Source organism: Pseudomonas sp. JL23 (genome assembly GCF_056933585.1).
This window is the reverse complement of record NZ_CM167795.1, coordinates 633,429-655,031: the sequence shown is the minus strand read 5'-3', so window position 1 is coordinate 655,031 and position 21,603 is coordinate 633,429. Positions and strand designations below refer to the sequence as shown.

At 60.7% G+C, this 21,603-nt stretch carries 24 protein-coding genes; 15 read left to right on the top strand and 9 right to left on the bottom strand.

Annotated features, from left to right (window positions below; all coding sequences use genetic code 11):
• The first annotated feature begins 69 nt into the window (after positions 1–69).
• The 3 genes from AC1Z24_RS03175 to trxA all read left to right on the top strand — a co-directional run bounded on the left by AC1Z24_RS03175 (position 70) and on the right by trxA (position 2,132).
• Positions 70–522, top strand: a complete 453-nt coding sequence (locus tag AC1Z24_RS03175) for a hypothetical protein (RefSeq protein WP_483744500.1) — start codon at positions 70–72, stop codon at positions 520–522.
• A 5-nt stretch (positions 523–527) separates the two neighbouring features.
• Positions 528–1,193 carry a class I SAM-dependent methyltransferase gene (locus AC1Z24_RS03170; protein WP_483746509.1) on the top strand — a complete coding sequence of 222 codons (666 nt, stop codon included), beginning with the start codon at positions 528–530 and terminating at the stop codon, positions 1,191–1,193.
• Positions 1,194–1,259: 66 nt separating this feature from the next.
• A complete protein-coding gene (gene trxA, locus AC1Z24_RS03165) occupies positions 1,260–2,132 on the top strand; it encodes a thioredoxin (RefSeq protein WP_483744499.1) in 873 nt (290 codons plus the stop codon).
• A gap of 125 nt (positions 2,133–2,257) precedes the next feature.
• Here the strand turns inward: trxA and AC1Z24_RS03160 are convergent, their stop codons facing one another.
• Complete coding sequence (locus AC1Z24_RS03160) at positions 2,258–2,602, bottom strand: hypothetical protein (RefSeq protein ID WP_483744498.1); 345 nt, start codon at positions 2,600–2,602, stop codon at positions 2,258–2,260.
• A 192-nt stretch (positions 2,603–2,794) separates the two neighbouring features.
• Here AC1Z24_RS03160 and AC1Z24_RS03155 point away from each other — a divergent pair, with 192 nt between their 5' ends.
• From AC1Z24_RS03155 to AC1Z24_RS03115, 9 genes are all read left to right on the top strand, one after another.
• Complete coding sequence (locus tag AC1Z24_RS03155) at positions 2,795–3,163, top strand: hypothetical protein (protein ID WP_483744497.1); 369 nt, start codon at positions 2,795–2,797, stop codon at positions 3,161–3,163.
• Positions 3,164–3,175: 12 nt separating this feature from the next.
• On the top strand, positions 3,176–3,697 hold the full coding sequence (locus tag AC1Z24_RS03150; protein WP_483744496.1) for a GNAT family N-acetyltransferase: 522 nt from the start codon (positions 3,176–3,178) through the stop codon (positions 3,695–3,697).
• A gap of 296 nt (positions 3,698–3,993) precedes the next feature.
• The gene (locus tag AC1Z24_RS03145; RefSeq protein ID WP_483744495.1) at positions 3,994–4,185 is read left to right on the top strand and encodes a hypothetical protein; all 192 of its coding nucleotides are present in this window, start codon (positions 3,994–3,996) and stop codon (positions 4,183–4,185) included.
• A 78-nt stretch (positions 4,186–4,263) separates the two neighbouring features.
• Positions 4,264–4,833 carry a DUF2796 domain-containing protein gene (locus AC1Z24_RS03140; RefSeq protein WP_259104599.1) on the top strand — a complete coding sequence of 190 codons (570 nt, stop codon included), beginning with the start codon at positions 4,264–4,266 and terminating at the stop codon, positions 4,831–4,833.
• Positions 4,833–5,546 carry an ABC transporter ATP-binding protein gene (locus AC1Z24_RS03135; RefSeq protein ID WP_483744494.1) on the top strand — a complete coding sequence of 238 codons (714 nt, stop codon included), beginning with the start codon at positions 4,833–4,835 and terminating at the stop codon, positions 5,544–5,546. The genes AC1Z24_RS03140 and AC1Z24_RS03135 overlap by 1 nt, the downstream gene beginning before the upstream one ends.
• 1 nt (position 5,547) lies before the next feature.
• Complete coding sequence (locus tag AC1Z24_RS03130; protein WP_483744493.1) at positions 5,548–6,813, top strand: ABC transporter permease; 1,266 nt, start codon at positions 5,548–5,550, stop codon at positions 6,811–6,813.
• 144 nt (positions 6,814–6,957) lie between these two features.
• The gene (locus AC1Z24_RS03125) at positions 6,958–7,494 is read left to right on the top strand and encodes a DUF3299 domain-containing protein (protein ID WP_483744492.1); all 537 of its coding nucleotides are present in this window, start codon (positions 6,958–6,960) and stop codon (positions 7,492–7,494) included.
• A 92-nt stretch (positions 7,495–7,586) separates the two neighbouring features.
• A complete protein-coding gene (locus tag AC1Z24_RS03120; RefSeq protein ID WP_483744491.1) occupies positions 7,587–8,273 on the top strand; it encodes an OmpW/AlkL family protein in 687 nt (228 codons plus the stop codon).
• Positions 8,274–8,494: 221 nt separating this feature from the next.
• The gene (locus AC1Z24_RS03115) at positions 8,495–10,435 is read left to right on the top strand and encodes a RecQ family ATP-dependent DNA helicase (RefSeq protein WP_483744490.1); all 1,941 of its coding nucleotides are present in this window, start codon (positions 8,495–8,497) and stop codon (positions 10,433–10,435) included.
• A gap of 74 nt (positions 10,436–10,509) precedes the next feature.
• On the opposite strand, the gene AC1Z24_RS03110 is transcribed toward AC1Z24_RS03115, so the two are convergent.
• From AC1Z24_RS03110 to AC1Z24_RS03100, 3 genes are all read right to left on the bottom strand, one after another.
• A complete protein-coding gene (locus AC1Z24_RS03110) occupies positions 10,510–11,439 on the bottom strand; it encodes an NAD-dependent epimerase/dehydratase family protein (RefSeq protein ID WP_483744489.1) in 930 nt (309 codons plus the stop codon).
• Entirely contained in the window at positions 11,432–12,316 is an 885-nt protein-coding gene (locus AC1Z24_RS03105; protein WP_483744488.1) for a sugar nucleotide-binding protein, read from the bottom strand. Before AC1Z24_RS03105 ends, AC1Z24_RS03110 begins: the two co-directional genes overlap by 8 nt.
• 64 nt (positions 12,317–12,380) lie before the next feature.
• Positions 12,381–14,564 carry a mechanosensitive ion channel family protein gene (locus AC1Z24_RS03100; RefSeq protein WP_483744487.1) on the bottom strand — a complete coding sequence of 728 codons (2,184 nt, stop codon included), beginning with the start codon at positions 14,562–14,564 and terminating at the stop codon, positions 12,381–12,383.
• A gap of 330 nt (positions 14,565–14,894) precedes the next feature.
• On the opposite strand from AC1Z24_RS03100, the gene AC1Z24_RS03095 reads away from it, so the two are divergent.
• Both AC1Z24_RS03095 and AC1Z24_RS03090 read left to right on the top strand, forming a co-directional pair.
• On the top strand, positions 14,895–15,476 hold the full coding sequence (locus tag AC1Z24_RS03095; RefSeq protein WP_483744486.1) for a TetR/AcrR family transcriptional regulator: 582 nt from the start codon (positions 14,895–14,897) through the stop codon (positions 15,474–15,476).
• A 26-nt stretch (positions 15,477–15,502) separates the two neighbouring features.
• On the top strand, positions 15,503–15,982 hold the full coding sequence (locus AC1Z24_RS03090; protein WP_259104583.1) for a nuclear transport factor 2 family protein: 480 nt from the start codon (positions 15,503–15,505) through the stop codon (positions 15,980–15,982).
• Positions 15,983–16,133: 151 nt separating this feature from the next.
• On the opposite strand, the gene AC1Z24_RS03085 is transcribed toward AC1Z24_RS03090, so the two are convergent.
• The 5 genes from AC1Z24_RS03085 to AC1Z24_RS03065 form a co-directional block, all read right to left on the bottom strand.
• The gene (locus AC1Z24_RS03085) at positions 16,134–17,024 is read right to left on the bottom strand and encodes a beta propeller repeat protein (protein WP_483744485.1); all 891 of its coding nucleotides are present in this window, start codon (positions 17,022–17,024) and stop codon (positions 16,134–16,136) included.
• Positions 17,021–17,914 (bottom strand): hypothetical protein, encoded by an 894-nt coding sequence (locus AC1Z24_RS03080; protein ID WP_483744484.1) that lies wholly within the window; start codon positions 17,912–17,914, stop codon positions 17,021–17,023. The genes AC1Z24_RS03085 and AC1Z24_RS03080 overlap by 4 nt, the downstream gene beginning before the upstream one ends.
• 77 nt (positions 17,915–17,991) lie before the next feature.
• Positions 17,992–18,813 carry an aldo/keto reductase gene (locus AC1Z24_RS03075; RefSeq protein WP_483744483.1) on the bottom strand — a complete coding sequence of 274 codons (822 nt, stop codon included), beginning with the start codon at positions 18,811–18,813 and terminating at the stop codon, positions 17,992–17,994.
• Between the two features lie 19 nt (positions 18,814–18,832).
• The gene (gene lepB / locus AC1Z24_RS03070) at positions 18,833–19,591 is read right to left on the bottom strand and encodes a signal peptidase I (RefSeq protein ID WP_483744482.1); all 759 of its coding nucleotides are present in this window, start codon (positions 19,589–19,591) and stop codon (positions 18,833–18,835) included.
• 73 nt (positions 19,592–19,664) lie between these two features.
• Positions 19,665–20,531, bottom strand: coding sequence for an NmrA family NAD(P)-binding protein (locus AC1Z24_RS03065; protein WP_483744481.1), 867 nt, complete (start codon positions 20,529–20,531; stop codon positions 19,665–19,667).
• A 113-nt stretch (positions 20,532–20,644) separates the two neighbouring features.
• Between AC1Z24_RS03065 and AC1Z24_RS03060 the strand changes: the two genes are divergently transcribed.
• Positions 20,645–21,559, top strand: a complete 915-nt coding sequence (locus AC1Z24_RS03060) for a LysR family transcriptional regulator (RefSeq protein WP_483744480.1) — start codon at positions 20,645–20,647, stop codon at positions 21,557–21,559.
• Positions 21,560–21,603 lie beyond the last annotated feature (44 nt).

Genomic DNA, 21,603 nt, shown 5'->3' with positions numbered 1-21,603 from the left:
ACAGTGCTGTATCGCCTATACCTGAGCGGTTGCTGCTGTCCTTCGTATTCTGTTTTGCTGGAGCTGTTCATGACCCTCAGACCGCTTGTTTTGCTCTGTCTGGCAGGCCTGCTGGCCGCCTGTAGCAGCACCGAGCCGCCCAAGCCCGCCGCCAAGCCCGCTACCGCGACCCAGGCCATCAAGTTGCCGGAGGGTCCTGGCCCGCTGCTGCCCTATCAGCGCGAGTTGAGCGGCCAGTTGCTCGGCGTGCCAAAGGGTGCCGAAGTCGAGCTGGCGCTGTTGGTGATCGATGAGCGCAATCGTCCGCAAAAACTGCTGTCGAGCACCAAACTGCTCGGCAATAACCAGTCCCTGCCCTTCCAGTTGCGCTTCAACCCCGAAGCCTTCCCGCCCGGCGCTCGCGTTGAATTGCGCGGTCGTGCCAGCCAGTCCGGCCAGTTGATCCTGCATCTGCCGTCGGTACGCATTCAGGAAGCCAACACCCAGGCCCTCGGCGCTCTGCAGTTCGTTACGGCGCCGTGATCGAGCTGCAACAGCCACTGAGCGAACTTCAAGCGTCATTGAGCGAACTGCTCGGTGACGCCCGGCTGGTGGAGACGCCACTGCCGGGTACTGATCTGCGCCTGTGGCTGATCGACGCCGACAACATGGACCGCGCCTTCAGCCCCGAAGAAACCCGCCGCATCCTCGACGAGCCGCCTTACTGGAGCTTCTGCTGGGCCAGTGGCCTGGCGCTGGCACGCTTTCTCGCCGAGCAGCCCGAGTGGGTCGCCGGCAAGCGCGTGCTGGATTTCGGTGCCGGTTCGGGCGTGGCCGGGATTGCCGCGAAACAAGCCGGCGCCCTCGAAGTGGTGGCCTGTGACCTCGACCCGCTGGCCATTGCTGCGTGCCGGGCCAATGCCGAACTCAATCAGGTGGAATTGGGTTATTCGACGGACTTCTTCAACGAAGCCGACCGCTACGACCTGATCCTGGTCGCCGACGTGCTCTACGACCGCGCCAACCTGCCGCTGCTTGATGCCTTCCTCGGCCGTGGCCGTGAAGCCCTGGTGGCAGACTCGCGGGTCCGCGACTTTGCCCACCCGGCCTACCGGCGCCTGGGCATGCTCCACGCCCACACCCTGCCCGATCTGGCCGAGCCCCATGAGTTCCGCGACGTCAGCCTCTATCACACGCAACGGACCGCTGACTGATTCGCCGCTTTCAGCAAAGCCTCGCGGCCTTTATAGTTGACGGCATTCAGATTCCCGAGACTTGTGATGAGCCAGGACACCCCGTACATCTTCGACGTCACCACTGCGACCTTCGACCAACTGGTGCTGGACAAATCCTTCGATCAACCGGTGCTGGTGGATTTCTGGGCCGAGTGGTGTGCGCCCTGCAAAGTGCTGATGCCGCTGCTGGCGCAAATCACCGAGAGTTATCAGGGCGAATTGCTGCTGGCCAAGGTCAACTGCGATATCGAGCAGGACATCGTCGCCCGCTTCGGCATCCGCAGCCTGCCCACCGTGGTGCTGTTCAAGGACGGCCAGCCGGTAGATGGCTTTGCCGGTGCGCAACCCGAGTCAGAGATCCGCAAGATCCTCGAACAGCACGTCGTTATGCCGCCACCGGCCGAGGTTGATCCGCTGCAACTGGCCCAGAGTGCCTTTAGCGAAAGCCATTTCGCCGAAGCCGAAGCCCTGCTCAAGCAGATCCTCAGCGAAGATAATACCAATGCTGCCGCGCTGATCCTCTACGCGCGCTGCCTGGCCGAACGTGGCGAACTGGGCGAAGCCCGTACCGTGCTCGATGCAGTCAAGAGCGACGAGCACAAGGCCGATCTGGCCGGCGCCCGCGCACAACTGACCTTCCTCGCCGAAGCCGCCAGCCTGCCCGACGCCGCCGACCTCAAGGCGCGCCTGGCGCAGAACCCATTGGACGACGAAGCGGCCCACCAACTGGCCATCCAGCATCTGTCCCGCCAGCAATACGAAGCGGCACTGGACGGTCTGCTGAAACTGTTTATCCGCAACCGCAGCTACGCCGACGGCCTGCCGCACAAGACCTTGCTGCAAGTGTTCGACCTGCTGGGCAATGACCACCCGTTGGTGACGGCGTATCGACGCAAGTTGTTTGCGGCGTTGTATTGAGGTTTAACGACCAACATTGTGGGACCGGCTTTAGCCGGGAAGACGTCTGCCGGATCACAGGCATTTATCGGATGTTCCGACGCTTTCCCGGCTAAAGCCGGTCCCACAAGAGCCTTCGATAACACTTACACCCAGCTATACACCGGCGTATCCGCGCTGCTTTCCACCTTCACTTGCGGGCTATGCCGCAACCTCACTAACAGGCGCTTGCCTGCTGCGGTATTGCCCGTCAGCCCTTCCAGTTGCGCGAGCAGATCCGGCCCACTCATCTGCCCGGCCTGGCGCAGCAGCTCCCTGGCCGTCTGCCAGATCACATCGTCCTGATTCAAAGGCTTGCCCGGCGCCATCGGCGCAGCCGCTTGAGGCTTGGCCGCCTGCAATTGCGCACCCAACTGCGCCCAATCGCCTTCGTCCAGCTCCAGCGTCAAATCCACCGGCAGATCGCCGATGGTTCCGCGAATTCGTAGCATGTCCCGTTTTCTCCTTTTTTTGCAGAAAGCCGAGCCAAGAGAAACAGACTCGGAGTGTCGTAGTCTTTTTCTGATTTTCCTGTCCCGCCGACACAGCATTCTACTAAAGCGTTAGCCTGCCACTTTGCCAACGCCGCCTATAAGTGACACAGCACCGCGATGTTACGATTGCCGCCAGTAAGGATTCTTATCATGGTCAAGCCAATAGCCCTATCAAAACTCAGCCGAGTAGCCCCAGCCGCCGATTCGGAACTTGCCAAAGTCGTTTCACGAGCCAGTGATATCGTTGAACGCAATGCATCAAAAGCCTTGGCTGGCTCATCGGTTTCGAAAAAGTCTCGCACCGTACGAACGCTTCAGTTGTCCACCCTCGAGCGTGAGTTGCACGAATTACAGAAGGTGGTGCAGGCCTTGTCGATTTGCTCGGTTATCCATGACCAGGAGACTCACTTTGTCGACCCGTGCGGCATGACCTGGATGGATGCGGACACCGCGTATCACCTGCTTGATAATCCGGGCGAACCGAATGAAGCACTCAACGAGATCCTGGCACTTCGATGAGGCCCCGCCTGAATGGATTTCATCACCATCGGCTACGACAGGTCGATTGATCGCTCTGCGTTCGATTGCGAAAACCACACCGCCCTTAACGCTTACATCGCTCAGCACTCCAGTCAGGATGAAAAAAGAAACCTCTCTCGAACCTTTCTTTACCTGGAAAATGGATCGCTGCGTGGTTATTACACGCTCGCCAATAGCGCAGTTTCGCTGGCAGAACTGAGCGACGAGATGACCAGGAAGATGCCCCGCTATCCCATGCCGGCGGTGCTTTTGAGCCGTTTGGCTGTCGCCAGGGAAATGCAGGGCAAAGGACTCGGCAACAGGCTCATCGCAGACGCCTTTCGACGGGTGTATGCCCTCTCCAAGCAATCCGGGGTCGCGTTCATCACGGTCGATGCAAAAGATCAGTACGCCGCAAACTTTTATAAGGATAAGCTCGGCTTTATCCCTTCCCCGCCAAACCCGCTACGCCTGCTAATGCCGACGGCGAGTTTTTTCCCGAAACTGGCAAGACTGGAAGCAGAACGGGCTTAAGCCGATTTATGGAAGTCATTTCAAGAGACTTCCTACAGCATTAGTAGCTACTGTTACCTCCCGGCCTAAAGTCCAAATGCGTAATGTGCGCCGGTCGCCGCACCAACTGCAGCGACTGGGTTTCGCAGCCCGAAAGTACGAGTCGTTTAACCGTCTACTAGCCTGAAAGCTATATGGCGGCTGTATGTGGGACACCTGCGGGTGTGCCGTGTTGATTCGTACCTCGGTCTGCGAACCCGCGTACAGCTGCCACCCTCTCCCCGGCAGCTCCTGAACAATAACGAAGGAGCCTCAGCATGAAACCCGGCAAATCCGCCCGCCATCTCGAAACCCTGCTTGAAGCCAAACGCCTGGGCTTTGCCTTTCTGACACCTGACGAACATCGCCTGATTGAGCACCTGCGCTGGACCACCCATGCCGGGCGACAGCCGGTCTACAGCCTTGCCAGCCAGATGCGTCGCGTGTGCCCGTGGGAAGTGCAAGGTTAAATTTCACAGTCACCGGCCGGAATAATTGTTATAAGATCACATAACGATTTTCATTCAGTCATGTCCGGAGTCTGTTTTATGCGCCGTCTGCTGCTCGCCCTGCCCTTGACCCTTCTGCCCCTGACCGCCGCGATGGCCGCCGATGCCCACGAGCACGGCAGCCTCGGCGCCCACGAGCATGGTGTCGGGCGGCTGGACGTGGCGCTTGACGGCCGCACGCTGGAGTTCGAGTTCGACAGCCCGTCGATGAATATCGTCGGTTTCGAGCACGAAGCCAGTACCCCGGAAGACAAGGCCAAGATCGTCGCCGCCCGTGAGTTCCTGCAAAAATCCCACGCCCTGTTCAGCGTGCCGGAAGCGGCGCATTGCTCGGTGCAGTCGCAGAAGCTGGAAAGCCCGTTGTTCGGCGACAAAGTCGAGGATCACGACCATGACGACGATGCCAAAGCCGGCGAGCACCACGAGCACAGCGAAATCCATGGCCACTATGTTTTCGTCTGCGATGCGCCCGGTGTGATCACCAAACTGGACCTGACTCAGATCTTCAAGGACTTCCCGGCCACACAGAAAATCCTCGTGCAGGCGGTTTCCCCACGCGGTCAGTTCGGTGCCGAAGCGACCCCGGCCAAAGCCTCGTTCAAATTCTGATGAGCGATCAGGCCCTCATCGAGCTGTCCGAGCTGAGCTTCGCCTGGCCGGGTCAGGCGCCGTTGCTGGATATTCCGGCATTCCGCCTGGAGCCGGGGGAAACCCTGTTTCTCAAGGGCCCCAGCGGCAGCGGCAAGACCACGTTGCTCGGCCTGCTGGGCGGTGTGCAGCGGCCTGACCGTGGCAGCATCCGCCTGCTCGGTCAGGAGCTGACGCAACTGGCCGCCGGCGCCCGCGACCGTTTTCGCGTCGATCACACCGGCTATATTTTCCAGCAGTTCAATCTGCTGCCGTTTCTCTCGGTGCGGGAAAACGTCGAGCTGCCCTGCCGCTTCTCCAAGAGCCGCGCCGCCCGGGCCGTAACGCGCCATGGCAGCGTCGATCAGGCAGCGGCCACCCTGCTCGCTCACTTGGGCCTGAAAGACCCGGCCATGCTGGCGCGCCGTGCCGACTCGCTGTCCATCGGCCAGCAGCAGCGGGTCGCGGCTGCTCGTGCGCTAATCGGCCAACCGGAGCTGGTGATTGCCGATGAACCCACCTCGGCGCTGGATGCTGATGCCCGGGAAGCCTTTATCCGTCTGTTGTTTGCCGAGTGCCGCGAAGCCGGAGCCAGCCTGCTGTTTGTCAGCCATGACCAGAGCCTGGCCCCGCTGTTCGACCGTCATCTGTCCCTGGCCGAGCTGAACCGCGCCGCCGTCGCTCCTGAGGTTTGACATGTATTTATTGCGCCTGGCCATGGCCAGTCTGGCCAACCGCCGCTTCACGGCCTTCCTCACCGCGTTCGCCATTGCCCTGTCGGTGTGCCTGCTGCTCGCCGTGGAGCGGGTGCGCACCGAAGCCCGCGCCAGTTTCGCCAGCACCATCAGCGGCACCGACCTGATCGTCGGCGCGCGTTCGGGCTCGATCAACCTTTTGCTGTATTCGGTGTTTCGCATCGGCAATGCCACCAACAATATTCGCTGGGACAGCTTCGAGCACTTCGCCAACGACAAGCAGGTGAAATGGGCGATCCCGATTTCCCTGGGCGACTCCCATCGCGGTTATCGGGTCATGGGCACCAACGAGTCCTACTTCGAGCACTACCAGTTCGGACGCCAGCAGCACCTGGAACTGGCCGAGGGTCGGGCGTTTGCCACCGATCCATTCGAAGTAGTGCTCGGCGCAGAAGTGGCCGATGCCTTGAAATACAAGCTCGGCGACAAACTGGTGTTGTCCCATGGCGTGGCGGTGATCAGCCTGGTCAAGCACGACGACAAGCCGTTCACCGTGGTCGGCATCCTCAAGCGCACCGGCACGCCGGTGGATCGCACGTTGCATATCAGCCTCGGCGGCATGGAGGCGATTCATATCGACTGGCACAACGGTGTGCCGGCCCGTGGCAACGAACGGATATCGGCTGATCAAGCCCGCAACATGGACCTGACGCCCACCGCCATCACCGCTTTTATGCTCGGCCTGAACAGCAAGATCGCGACCTTCTCGGTGCAGCGTGAAATCAATGAATTCCGCGGCGAGCCGATGCTGGCGATTCTGCCGGGCGTGGCCTTGCAGGAGTTGTGGAGCCTGATGGGCACGGCGGAGCAGGCGTTGTTCGTGATCTCGCTGTTCGTGGTGCTGACCGGCCTGATCGGCATGCTCACGGCGATCCTCACCAGCCTCAACGAGCGTCGCCGCGAGATGGCGATCCTGCGTTCGGTGGGCGCGCGGCCCTGGCATGTCGCCAGTCTGTTGATCCTCGAAGCCTTTGCCCTGGCCCTGGCTGGCGCGGTGAGCGGCCTGGCCTTGCTGTATGCCGGGATAGCCGTGGCCCAGAGTTATGTGCAGTCCAATTACGGTTTGTATTTGCCGCTGTCGCTGCCCAGCGCCTATGAATGGCAGCTGCTTGGCGGCATCCTGCTTGCTGCCTTGTTGATGGGCGTGGTGCCCGCGTGGCGCGCCTATCGCCAGTCACTGGCCGATGGCTTGTCGATTCGTTTGTAAAAACCTAACCAACAGAAGTAACTGGATTTTTGTGGGAGCGAGGCTTGCCCGCGAAGAAGTTGACACGGTGAATCAGAGGCACCGCGTTATCGTTTTTCGCGGGCAAGCCACGCTCCCACAGGCACCGATAACGAGAGATAGCTTATGAACAGCAGGCAAATACATCGTTTGTTGCTTGTGCTTGCCCTGATCGCCAGCCCATCTTTGTGGGCCGCGCAGACACGGGTGCTGACCTGGGAAGAGATGATCCCGCCGGACGCACCCAAGGTGGCGCCGGTGATGACGCCGCTGCACGACCTGTCGAAGATGTCCGACGCGCTGTCGGTGGAGTCGTCACCGGCCGCTCACCAGTTGGCCCCCGACGCACCGATGGTCAAGGCGCTGGACGGCCAGCAGGTGCGCCTGCCGGGCTATATCGTGCCGCTGGAAGTCAGCGAGGAAGGTCGCGTCACCGAGTTTCTGCTGGTGCCATATTTCGGCGCCTGCATCCATGTGCCGCCACCGCCGCCGAACCAGATCGTCCATGTCACCAGTGAACTGGGCGTGAAGGTCGATGAGTTGTATCAGCCGTACTGGATCGAGGGGCCGATGAAGGTCAAGACCTCCAGCAGCGAACTGGCGACTGCCGGGTACGAAATGGAAGCAGACAAGATTCTGGTCTATGAGTTGCCGGATTCCTGAGCCGCCGCACCTTTCATTGAGCTGAGTCAAAATCCGCTTTGTGCTGCTCCGTAACATGAACGTATCAATTTGAAACGTTCTCTGGAGCCACCATGAACAAGTCCCTGCTCAGCGCTTCCCTTGTCGCGCTTGCCCTCTGCACTCCGCTCGTTGCACAAGCCCACGAGCCGGGTGATTTCATCGTCCGCGCAGGCGCTGCACGGGTCGTTCCAAACGAGGACAGCGGCAACGTGAAGCTGGACGGGGCCAAGGTTTCCGGCACCAAGGCAACGGTTGATAACTCCACTCAACTGGGCCTGACTTTCGCCTACATGATCACCAACCACATTGGTGTGGAACTGCTGGCGGCCACTCCGTTCAGCCACACCGTTTCGGTCAAGGGCCTGGGCGCTGGCCTGGACGGCAAGCTGGCAGACGTGAAACAACTGCCACCGACCCTGTCGCTGCAATACTACCCAATGGATTCGGCCTCCAAGTTCCAGCCTTATGTGGGCGTCGGCCTGAACTACACCAAGTTCTTCGACACCGACTTGAGCGGCACCCGCAAACAGGAAGGCTTCAGCAACCTGAAGCTCAAGGACTCGGTTGGCTTTGCTGGCCAGGTCGGCATGGACTACATGCTCACCGATCGCATCATGCTCAACGCCTCGGTCTGGTACATCGATATCGACACCAAGGCCAGCGTCGACGGCCCGTCAGCCCTAAGCGTCGGCAAGACCAAAGTGAACGTGGATATCGACCCTTGGGTCTACATGGTTGGTGTCGGCTACAAGTTCTGATAGCAGCCCCTCCAAACAAAAAAGGCACCTTCGCGGTGCCTTTTTATGGTTTGGAATCAGGCCTGTGGGACCGGCTTTAGCCGGGAAGGCATATTCCCGGCTAAAGCCGGTCCCACAACTGTGTATGCTCCCTGCTCTTTTGTAATGCTTTGGCGGTTTCTCAGGTGCGCGTACCGATCTATGGTGCTGGGCTCTGACAGCAGCCAATGGAGTGGCAGCCCATGTACCAGCGTCTTCAACAGGTCTTCGGTTATTCACGGTTTCGCCCCGGTCAGGAGGCGGCCATCAGTGCCGTGTTGGCCGGACGCTCGGCGGCGACGATTTTCCCCACCGGTTCCGGCAAATCACTCTGTTACCAACTACCTGCTCTGATGCTGCCCCATCTGACCCTGGTTATTTCGCCCCTTTTGGCGTTGATTCAGGATCAATTGGCGTTCCTCCATCGTCACGGCATCGCTGCGGCCAGTATTGATTCGGCGCAGAGTCGCGAGGATGTCGCTCGGGTCATGGCCCAGGCCCGGGCGGGGGAATTAAAGATCCTGATGGTGTCGGTGGAGCGCTTGAAGAACGAGCGCTTTCGCCATTTTATCGCCCAGGTGCCGATTTCCCTGTTGGTCATCGACGAAGCCCACTGCATCTCCGAATGGGGGCATAACTTCCGCCCCGACTATCTGAAACTGCCGGACTACCAACGCGAGTTCAATATCCCCCAAGCGCTGCTGCTGACCGCCACCGCAACGCCCCAGGTGATTGCCGATATGCAGGCGCGCTTTGCCATTGCGCCGCAGGATGTGGTCACCACAGGTTTCTACCGCGCCAACCTCAACCTGCTGGTGGAGCCCGTGGCCGGGCGCGACAAGCGCCAGCGTCTGGTTGACTGGCTCGCGCCCAAGGCCGGGCAGCCCACCATCGTCTACGTCACCCTGCAGAAAACCGCCGAATTCATCGCCGCACATCTGCAGCAGAACGGCCTGCCAGCCAGTGCCTATCACGCCGGGCTGCCCAACGAACAACGCGAAGCCATCCAGCGCCAGTTCATGGCCGGGCAACTCAACTGCATCGTCGCCACCATCGCCTTCGGCATGGGCATCGACAAGAGCGATATCCGCAACGTCGTGCATTTCGACCTGCCCAAGTCCATCGAGAACTACAGCCAGGAAATCGGCCGGGCCGGGCGTGATGGTGCGGCGTCGGACTGCCTGGTTCTGGCCAATCGCGACAGCCTCAACGTGTTGGAGAATTTCGTCTACGGCGATACGCCGGAGCTGTCCGGGATCCGTCACGTTTTGGATGAACTGCACGATGCGGTGCCCCACGGCCAGTGGGAATTCCTCCTCGGGCCGCTGTCGGAGCAGAGCAATGTACGTCCGTTACCGCTCAAGACCTTGTTGGTACAGTTGGAACTGCGTGGCCTGATCGCCCCGCGTTACGCCTATTACGCCGAGTATCGCTTCAAATTTCTGCTTGAGCCCGATGCGCTGATCCAGCGTTTCGACGGTGAGCGTCAGCAGTTCGTGCAGGCATTGATTGAGACGTCAAAAAGGGCCAGGACCTGGGCAACGGTGGATTTCGACGCGCTGTATCAGCGTCATCAGGCCGAACGTGGGCGCGTGGTGAAGGCTCTGGATTACTTTCAGGAGAAGGGCTGGATCGAGCTGGAAAGCAAGCAGATGACCGATGTCTACAGCGTGCTGACCGGGGGTTTCAACGCCCAGACGCTCAGCGTCGAACTGCATGATTACTTCAGCAGCCACGAAAACAGCGAGATACAGCGTATTCACGCGATGCTTGAGTTGTTTGCCAGCGAACAATGCCTGAGCCGGCGGCTGGCCGATTACTTTGGCGACCATCAGGCGTCGCAGCGCTGCGGGCATTGTTCAGTGTGTACGGGGAAAGTCGCCCGGCTGCCGGCACCGCCTGCGTTGGACGACCTGCACACAATGGATTTTCAGGCGTTGTGCAGCGAGTTCATCGGCAAGTATCGGGATTACAAAGGCGATGAGCCGAGCACGGAATGCCTGACACGCTTTCTGTGCGGCATCAGCGTGCCGGTATTTACCAAGCTGAAGGCACGAGGGATAAGCGGCTTTGCCGGGCTGGAAGATTATCCGTATGGGCGGGTGCGGGAGTGGGTGCGCAATAGCGCTGCGGTATCAAGCTGAAATGCACACACCTGTGGGACCGGCTTTAGCCGGGAATACGCCTTCCCGGCTAAAGCCGGTCCCACAGGATGTCATCAACGCCCCAACAAACGCGCCAGACCTTCCACCAACGGCGTCGGCTCTTCAAGCACCAGCAATTGGCACAGACGCGCATTGTTGGCCCGGGAATGGCGGATATCGCCTGGGCGGGCGGCCTGGTAGCTGACCGCTGGCAACTGGCCGATCACCTCGGACAGGGCCTTGAGCAACTGGTTGAGCGAAGTGGTCTTGTTCAGGCCGACGTTGATCGCGTCTTCCGGCGCCACCGGCAATTCCAGTGCCTGCACCAGCAGCTTGACCAGATCGCCGACGTAGAAGAAGTCACGGGTCTGCTCGCCGTCACCGAAGACAGCAATCGGCACGCCCTTCTCGGCTCGCTCGGCGAAGATGCTGATCACGCCGGAGTACGGCGACGACGGGTCCTGGCGTGGGCCGAAGATATTGAAGAAACGAAAAATCACCGGCTCCAACGCGTGCTGGCGACGGTAGAAGTTCAGGTAGTGCTCGCCGGACAGTTTGTCCGAAGCGTAAGGCGTCAGCGGTGCCTTGGGCGTGTCTTCGCTGATGGCCTGGCCTTCACCGTTGTTGCCGTACACCGCCGCGCTGGAGGCATAGACCACGCGCTTGGCGCCAGCCTGACGCATGGCTTCGCAGACGTTCAGGGTGCCGATGAAGTTGCTTTGGTGAGTCTTGACCGGGTCATCCACAGACGCCTGCACCGACGCTACCGCCGCCAGGTGAGCCACGGCCTGGCAGCCTTCGGCGGCACGGGCGACCAGGGCGGCATCGGCGACGTCGCCGACGATCAGCTCGACCTTGGGATTGTCCAACGGCAAATTGCTGCGCTTGCCGGTGGACAGGTCGTCGAGCACGCGCACGGCGTAACCCTTGGCAAGCAATGCATCAACCAGATGAGAACCAATGAAACCGGCGCCGCCGGTAACCAGAACAGGTGCGTTAGACATGGCGGTAGTAACGATCCAATAAGCTGGGCAAACCCGCACGCCAGGCGCGCGGCTTGATGCCGAAAGTGTGGAGAATTTTCTTGCAGGCCAGGACGGCGTGCTGGGGCTCTTCAGCGGCGTCGGCGAAGGCCGCGTGGGCCTGGGCGGTCGGTGCTTCCAAAGCCAGCGGGTGCAAGGCCCGGGCTTCGGTCAGGATCGCCTGGCCCAACGCCAACGGCGTAGTCGCTTCGTGCCCGGCATAGTGGTAAGTGCCCCACAGCGGCGCGGCGCAGTCCAGTTGCTTGAGCACGGAAATGATCACCCGGGCCGCGTCGTCGATGGGCGTAGGGTTGCCCCGACGGTCATCGGCCATCAGCAGCTCATCGGGAGACTCGGCACGGGTCAGGAAACGACCCAGCACGCCATCGGCGCTGTCATCGAGCAGCCAGCCAAAACGCAGCAGCACATGTTGCGGGCAGGCCGCACGTACGCTTTGCTCGATCCGCCACAAAGCCTGGCCGCGCAGCCCCAAAGGCACTGGCTCATCTTTTTCGCTGTAGGCAGTGGCGCGGGAACCGTCGAACACCCGGTAGCTGGACGGCTGCACGAGGACAATATTGTGGTGCTGGCACAGCTCGGCCAGACGCTCGACGGAGCGCTCCTGGCTGGCCAGACGGGTCTCGCTCACTGTTTCGGCCTGGAACCAGTCGAAATAGTAGGCAAGGTTGATCAGTGCATCGGGGCGGGTGTCATCAAGCAGTTGCGTCAGACTCGCAGCGTCCCAGCCGTCTTGCGGCGGACGCGGTGCGAGGAAGCCAATGTCTTCCTCGGCACCCAGGCGAATCAGCGCCTGCCCGAGGGCATTCCCGCCGCCCAACAGCATAAGGCGCATTCGCATAGAGTCAGCAGGCTCGGTCCGGAATTCAGGGTGAAAAACGCCTGCAAACATAACACGTCAAGGCTTATCCCCCAACCGTTGCCGCCCCACTGTTCGCGGGCGGTGCTGGCGGGCCTTCGACGGCCGGTAGTGGCTGGGTGCCCGGCCCGCCGTAGGGGCTGAGCACGGTCTGTGGATAAGTCTGGGCGAACCGTACATCATCTGACTTATCAACCAGCTTTTTCAGACGTTCATTGAAGGCCCTTCCTACACTGTACTGTCCACCTGAGGACGTTCGGAACTGCGCGGTCAGTACCACGCCGTTGAGATCCATGCGATCCACGCCAAACACTTCAAGCGGCCCTTGCAGGTTGCCCTTGAGCAGCAGGTCCTCGGTGATGGAGTTGCCGGTTTCACGGATCAGCGACAGGGCCGAGTCGATATCCGAGTCATAGGTGAACTGCACCGAGAAGAACGCATAGGCGAACTGCCGGGACTGATTGGTCACCGCCTTGATCTGGCCGAAAGGCACCGAATGCACGAAACCCTTGCCGTCACGCAGGCGCACGGTGCGGATGGTCAGGCTTTCCACCGTGCCGGAGTGGCCGGTACTGAGCACCACCCAGTCGCCCACCGAAAAGGTGTCCTCAATGATGATGAACAGACCAGTGATCACGTCCTGCACCAGTTGTTGCGAGCCGAAACCGATGGCCAGGCCGACCACTCCGGCACCGGCCAGCAGCGGCGCGACGTTGATCCCCAGGTTGGCCATGGTGGTAATGGCACAAATCACCACCAGGACGATTTTGATCGCATTGCGCAGCAGCGGCAGGATGGTCTTGGTCCGTGTGCTCGGCTGACGCGTCGAGCGACTGCTGGCGGGAGGTTTAAGCGCCTGCTGAATCGCCGTGTCGAGCACCACCCACAACAGCCAGGTGACCAGCAGGATCAGGCCGATACTGCTGAGCGAATCGCTGATGACCCGGCCCACGGTGTTGCGCCGGGCAAATTCGAACAGGGAAAATCCCCAGATACGCCCGAGAATTTCGATAAAGGACAGGGCCAGGACGATACGCAAAAGCGCATAGAGCAGGTCCAGCAGGCGGGTCTTGTAGACACTGCCATGGCGCTCGGCCTGATCCACAGGCTTGAATAAATGCTGAAACACCGTGCTGAGAAATACCGTACTGATCAGCAACACCGTGGTCAGCAAGGCGCAACGCAGGGCCTTCTGGCTGTCCTCCCCGGCGCCGATCAGGTGCACCGCCGATACCAGAATCATCAACAGGATCGGCAAATGCCAGAGGTTGGAAAAGACTTTCAGCGACTCCTGCAAGGCCGGGCGGCGCAGGCGGGTACTCAGGGAGCGGTTGCGGATCAGATGGGCAATGGGTCGGCGCACCTTGATGATCAGCAGGCAGAACAGCACCGAAGCAAACAACCCGGCGAAAACCCCGGCACTGGTGGTGACGTTATCGCCCAACTGGCGGGAGATCTGCGGGCTGGTCAGGGCATCGCTCAAGGCCGCAAGAAAGCCCACCATGAACAAAGGCCTTGGCGCATAGCGGCGGATCATGCCGACGGCGGCGCGCTTGTGACCGTAGTTGAACATCACGATCACGCACAGCAGCACCGAAGTGGAAACGATGCCGCTGCTGGTGGCGTAGGCAAAGCACAGGGCCAGAGCGCGACCGATTGAAGTCGGCAGGAAATGGCTGACATACAGCGTCAACGGCAGGCTGATCAGCGCTGGCAGCGTATAGGGCAGCAGGTAGCTCAGCAGGGCCTGCACACGCGGATGCCTGACTATCCAGGGCCGACGGCTTACCCGGCGCACCAGCAAGTGGCCCAGGGTCGTCAGCACGGCAAAGGCGCCGATCCACACCACCGACAGCGCAATAAAGTCCCCAATGACTCCCCAGGGCGAGCGCTTGCTCGGCTTGTTGACCAGATCGCCCAACTCATCGGCAGCGAGATCGGCACGCAGACGCCAGGTATCGATGACATTGCCATTGAGGTCGAGATTGTCCTGCACCGTATCGATGCCGGAACTGATCGCCCCGAGCAGGCCGCCCTGAACGAGGATTTCCGGCTTGGCCGGCTCCGCAGCGGGGGCCGGTGCCGGGGCTGGAGCAGCAGCTGGCGCAGCGGCAGCAGGGGCGGATGCAGGCGGTGCCGCAGCAGCAGGCGCATCGGCCGCCTGAAGATTGCAACTGCCTGCGGCGAACAGGACGCAAAGCAGCACAAAAGACTTGAAGTTCGAAAACACGCGGGTCCTCCTTCATCAGGGGCCATCAAAAAAACGGTCCACAGGAACTGATCTTTATTTGCGTGCCAAGTTCGCTGTCGCCGCAAACACGAAATCAATGTGGGACCGGCTTTAGCCGGGAAGGCACCGGAAGGGTCCATATATTTCTCTCGCCTGATATACCGCCTTCCCGGCTAAAGCCGGTCCCACAAAAACCATATTCATTCAGTTGACAGTGGTGCCCTGCAGAGAGGTATCAGGCACACCGCCCTTTCGCGGGCAAGCCTCGCGCCCACAAATCAATGCAAGATTTGCTTGACGAGGTAGAACGATCGTTCTACCTTTCACACCATGAACAAGACATCGACCTCTCCCGTACAAGCCAAGGTGCTCGCCACCGCCGAGCAACTGATCTACCGCAACGGCATCCACGCCATGGGCATGGACCTGCTGGTGCGCACGTCAGGGGTGGCGCGCAAGAGCATCTACCGCTACTTCGCCACCAAGGAAGACATCGCCGCCCAGGCCCTGAGCGCGCGGGATATTCGCTGGATGAACTGGTTTCGCAGCGAGTCCGACAAGGCTGAAACAGTCGAGGGTCGCATCCTCAATATGTTCAGCGTGCTCAAGGGCTGGTTCGAGTCCGAAGGCTTCCACGGCTGTGCCTTTATCAACACCGCCGGTGAGATCGGCGACCCGGCCGACCCGGTGCGCCTGGTGGCCAAGGAACATAAGCAGAAGCTGCTCGATTACTGCCTGCAACTGTGCCGACAACTGCCCGCGACGGACCCCGAGGCTCTGGCCAAACATCTGCTGATCCTGATCGACGGTGCCATCACCCTGGCCCGCGTGATGGGCGACTACAGCGCCGCCGACAGTGCACGCGAGGTTGCCCGGATGCTGTTGCAAAACGCTATTGCCAAACACCCATGACCTTTCCTGCCCGAGGTATCGCTGCCATGACGTCCGCTCCTGCAACCCGTCCACCGCTGCCACCCTTTACCCGCGAATCGGCCATCCTCAAGGTGCGCCTGGCCGAAGACGGCTGGAACGGCCGCGACCCGGAGAAAGTCTCACTGGCCTATACGCTGGACACCAAATGGCGCAACCGCGCCGAGTTCGCCAATAACCGTGAAGAAGCCAAGGGTTTCCTGACGCGCAAGTGGGCCAAGGAACTGGATTACCGCCTGATCAAGGAATTGTGGGCTTTCACCGACAACCGCATCGCCGTGCGTTACGCCTACGAATGGCACGACGATTCGGGTAACTGGTTCCGTTCCTACGGCAACGAGAACTGGGAGTTCGACGAAAACGGCCTGATGGCCAACCGTTTTGCCTGCATCAACGATATGCCGATCAAGGAATCCGAACGCAAATACCACTGGCCCCTGGGCCGTCGGCCGGATGATCATCCGGGGCTTTCGGAGTTGGGTCTGTAACGCACCTGTCGAACGGGAAAACACAGTCCTATTGTGGGACCGGCTTTAGCCGGGAAGGCGTTCTTGATGATCAAGAAAATGCAGCGGCGGTACCGGCCCTTTCCCGGCTAAAGCCGGTCCCACAAATATCATTCCACTTCTTTTAATTGCCTCAAGGCTGCGCAATCCGGCGCTTCTGCCCTTCCAGCCAGGCCGCCGGAACCTTGGCCAGCCGCGGGTCATTCTCAACCAGATTGCGCCAGTGCCGCCCGCCATCCCCCGAATACGCCAACAGATAAGGGCTGGGCGTATCGTCCGGCAGAATCGCCGCCAGCCAGATTTCGTCCTGGTCGACCACATAGCTGCTGATCAGCGAAGACAACCCTGCAGGCAACTTCAGCGGCTGCCATTGTCGGCCATCCGCGGAGCGCAACAGCGTCTGTTCGATGGAGCCAGTCAGCCACCAGCCGCCCTTGGCAGAATGCCCAAGCTCAACCAACAGATCCGGATTGCCCAGATTCTTGCCAAGCGTCACCTTGCACGTCCGCGCATCGATGCTTTCGATCCGGTAATTATCGGCCCGACCCTGCGCACCAAACTGCGTGACCAGTGCCAACAGGCCGTTTTCGCTGGCCGTCAGCATCAGGTTGCTGTCCTGCAGGTTTTGCAGCGCAGTCTTGCCTGGACCAAGGTGCAACTGCGCCAATGTCAGATGACACTCGCGCCCCTCACGTCGCACACGATAGCCGCCGGACAACGCCGTGACCTCGACGCCATGGGGCAGCAACAAGGTCGCGTCGCTCTGTTTCAGCAGTTGCCCGGTCGCGGCATCGAGCACCTTGCTTCCGGCGTAAATCCGCCCGTCCTCGCCCAGCGACAGCAGCGGCCAGTTGTGCCCGCCCGGCAGAATGGCGATGGTAAGCGGCGGCGCGGCATGGATCAGGATCTGCTGGCCGTCCTCGGTCACCTTGGTTGCGCCCAACTGATAATCAAAGGCCGTGACGTCTGCCGCGGCTGTTTGTGCCAGCAACAGGCCGGCAAGCAGAAAACCGGCGGCCCTCATTGCTGCACCTGCTCGTTGGCCAGGGCGGAAATGACCAACACCGACAGGCTCAGATTGGCGTTGGCGACGGTGCCGGACACAGAAGCCTGCAACCTCGGATTGCTCAATCCGCACACCAGCGACACCACCGGTTGCGCCTGCTGCCAGTTACGCGGCGGCTGAACAATTTCCACCGGCACATCACGCATCAGCATGAAACTCACCGGCACCTCGTAGCTTTCCACCATGACCTCGGTGATCGCCCCCGCCGCCTGATGCAGGCGCTGGCGCACGGCGTCGGGGTCGCCGCAGTGTTGCTGCACGATCTGATTGAAAGGCGCCGAGTCGAGGCTGGCCAAGGCAAAGAAAGGCAGGGCGTGATAACTCACATTGATATTGCCCGACGCCCCCGGCAGCAAATTCTCGTGCCATGTATAGGCGACATAACCCTGCCACCGCTCGGGATGCAGGCCCTGTACGGTCAAGCGTTTACTGTCGACCTGAAAATCCGGCAACGGCCCCAGCCCGGCCCGGGCCAGCTCGGAGGTGATATCCCGGCCCATGAAATAGCCACGCTGATAGACCGCCGCCTTGCTCGGCTGTCCATTGAAGCGCGCATTGATATCGGCAAACGATTTGTCCGCGTACTCCTCGCCCTCGCCCAGCACACCGAAGTGCGGCGTGTTGGCGTACCAGCTGATCTTCTGCGCGCTATTGGCGTTGTTGGTCAGGCGGGTCGCAATGCTGACGTCGCGCCCGTCGAGCTTGATGCTCAAACCCTGCTCCAGCGCCCCGCCCGCTTCCAGGCCGAAATCCAGCGGGATAGCGTTTTCGCTTTCGTAGGCCATTGCCGGGGCCGAAGCCAGCGCGCCAGCCAGCAGCGCATAGGGGAGCAGGGTTCGCGGAGTCATCAAGGCGTTGTTCCTGGCCGGACACAAAGTAAGAACCCTGACTTTACCTTGCTCCCGACCAGGACGCGCGCCCTCAATCAGGCATTCCAGTCCGGCGCAAACGGTGGTTGCACAAAGCGCTGGTCCTTGGGCAAGGCGGCAATGGCCCGGCGATCTTCGTCGTCGAGGGCGATGTCCTGCGCGGCGAAATTCGAGCGCTGGCGCTCGGCATGCCGGGCCTTGGGAATCGCAATGACGCCCGGTTGATCAAGCAGCCAGGCCAGGGCAACTTGCGCAGCGGTGACCCCGTGCTTGTTGCCGATCTGCGTCAGCAGCGGATCATTCGCCGCGCGGCCCTGAGCCAGCGGTGCATAGGCCACCAGCGGGATGTCCTTGCCGCGCAGGTAATCAAGCAGGCGGCTCTGATCGAGAAACGGGTGGTACTCGACCTGTACCGCCGCAATGGGCGCACCGAACTGATCGATGGCTTCGCGCAGCATCGACAAATTGAAATTGCACACGCCAATACCGCGCACCCGCCCGCTGTCGCGCAGGGACACCAGGGTGTTCATGATTGCTTCGATATTCATCGAAGGCGACGGCCAATGGACCATGAACAGGTCGACGTACTCCATCGCCAACTTGCCCAGGCTGACGTCCAGCGCCTTGCTGATTGCGGCCGGTTCAAGCTGGTCATGCCAGACCTTGGTGGTGACAAACAACTCGTCCCGAGGCACGCCCGACGCCTTGATACCACGGCCGACTGCAGCTTCGTTGTCGTACATGGCGGCGGTATCAATATGCCGGTAGCCCACTTCAATAGCGCTCTCGACCACCGCCTTGCACTCATCGCCCGGCATGCGGAAGGTGCCGAAACCCAGGCGGGGGATGGTCAGGTTTTTTGAGATTAACGTGTTCATGTTCAACCTACCTTTGACGTTAATGAATGAGGCCAATGCGCCCGGGGTTCAGCACATTCAGCCAGACCAGAAAGGCTTTACCCTCGATATTGGCCGCCGGTACAAAACCCCAGTAGCGGCTGTCAGCGCTGTTGTCGCGGTTGTCGCCCATCCCAAAGTAATAGCCTTCGGGAACACGGCAGCTGACCGCGCCAACCCGGTAACTGCAGTTCTGCAGATGCTCGAACGCCCAGATGGGCCGGTAGCTTTGTCGGCCATCCGGGTCGACGTAGATATCATGGCTGCCAGCACCGAGCTGCTCATGGAATCGATGCCGGAATGCGCCATCGAAAAGGCTGGCAACCACTGTTTCAGGGACTTTTACACCATTGATAGACAGCTGATTGTCCTCGTAGGAAACCGTATCGCCGGGCAGCCCAACAATACGTTTTATGTAGTGAATACTCGGCTCCTGTGGATATCGGAAAACAAATACATCGCCGCGTTCCGGACTTCCGACATTGAGCATCTTCAACCCGGACAGTGGCAGACGCAGACCATAGAGAAACTTGTTCACCAGAATAAAATCGCCGGACTCCAGGGTTGGCAGCATGGAGTCCGAGGGAATCCTGAACGGCTCCACGACAAAGGCGCGGATCAGGAAAACCACCAGAATCAGCGGGAACATATCGGCCAGAAAGCTCACGCCGGGAATGCCCACTCGACGCCATGCCGCTACCTTTGCCATACCCAGAACGGCTACGGCCAGCAGCAACAGCCATTCGAAATCCAGATTCATCGGCAGGCTCCATGGCGTTGTCTACCCAAGACCGCCAGCAGAGGCGGCTCCTGCATGGACATCTCATTGCGATTCAAATTTTTGCGTCGCCCACTACCCTCCGCAACACCGTCTCCAACCGAGTCTCGCCCCTGGCCCGCTGCGCCTCATCTCCTTCAAAGCAGATCCAGCCCTCATTGAAACCGTCGATCATCCGCGCACGCGGCAAGGGGTTTTGTGCGCCCTGGCTGCGGAACAAGGCTTCCCAGCCGTCACGGGGCACGGCTTCGACGCGCACAGGTTTGCCAAGGATTTCGGCGAAGGTGCGGGCGATGTCATTCGGTGAGACCTGCTGGCCTTCCAGTTCAATCACCCGCTCACCCTGCCACTGTTGCTGCAACAAATTGGCAGCGCAGCGGCCGACGTCATCGGTGGCGATCATAGGGACGGTCTTGTCCAGCGGTTGCAGGAAGCTGTGGATAACCCCCTGCTCAAGGACGCTGGCCAGGTCGAAGGCAGCGTTTTCCATGAACCAGCCCGGCCGCAGGAAGGTCACCGGCACCGGCAGTGCGCGCAAGGCGTCTTCCATCATGGTACGCTGGGTCAGCAGATTGCTTTGCCTGGCCTGCGCGCCGATAGTGGAAATACACACCACTTTCTGTGGCCGGGCAGCCGCAATGGCCTGGACCACGGCGTCGATCACCACCCGCGCCTGCGGAAAACCCGGCGCCGGATCGAACTCCGATGGCGGCAGGATAAATACCCCGGTCGCGCCCTTGAACGCCTCGGTCAGGGCCTGAGCATCTTCCATATGGGCAAGGGCCACCTCGCAGCCCAATGCCTGCCAGGCCGCAGCCTTGGCCGGGTCGCGCAGCACGGCACGCACAGTTTGCCCATTGCTGAGCAACGCCCGCGCGACCGCACCGCCGACTTTGCCGGTAATCCCCGTAATGACATACATGCTGTGATTCCTGTTGGCTGGAAAAGAGACAGGAATCAAGGATAGGGCGCTGGCATCGTTGACAGAATGCCTATCGACTCACATGCTTAATGACTTTTACGCACGAGTGAATCATGAGTTTCGACGGTCGCCTGTTGGCCAATATCAGCGTCCTGGCCGCCATCGTGCATAGCGGTAGCTTTGCCCGGGCCGCCGAAGCCCTGAGCATGTCGCCTTCCGGGGTCAGCCGTGCAGTGGGGCGGCTGGAAGCCAGCATCGGCGTGCGCCTGTTCGATCGCACCACCCGTTCGGTAACGCTGACGGATGAAGGCAGACGGCTATACGGTGAGATCAGCCCGTTGATCTCCGGCATCGGCGATGCCGTGAATATGGCCTCGGGAGCCTCTACTGCGGTGCGTGGACGCTTGCGGGTCAATGTCGATGCCTACTTCTCGCGACGTATGATCGCACCGCATCTGGCGACCTTTCTCGACCGCTACCCGGAAATATCCCTGGAACTGATCGTGCGCGAGCAATTGGGCGATCTGGTCGCCGAAGGCTTTGATATCGCCGTGCGTTTCGGCCAGCCGCCCTCTTCGTCCCTGGTCGCGCGCAAACTGCTGGAAACCCGTACCACCACCGTGGCCTCCCCTGCCTATCTGAAAAAATACGGCACGCCGCAGACGCCTGCGGACCTAGTCCATCACGCCTGCATCCAGATGCGCAGCGCCATGACCGGGCTCCCCCTGGAATGGGAATACGGTCTGTCGGGCCAGGTGACCCCGGTCAAGACCAGCAGCCGGCTGTTGGTCAACGAATCCGGCACCCTGATCGGCGCCTGCCTGGCTGGTGCCGGTATTGCCAGGGTCAAGGCCAGTGGCGTCGAAGACCTGATCGCCAGCGGGCAGTTGGTCGAGCTGCTGACGCAGTGGACCGGGGAAAGTTTTTATCTCTACGCGCTCTACCCTTCACGGCATCTGCCGCCGGCGAAGGTGCGGGCGTTTATTGATTTTGTGGCGCAGATAGTGCGGCTGGAGCCGAGCGTGTAGCTCGGCAGTCCCACAGATCATGTGGGACCGGCTTTAGCCGGGAA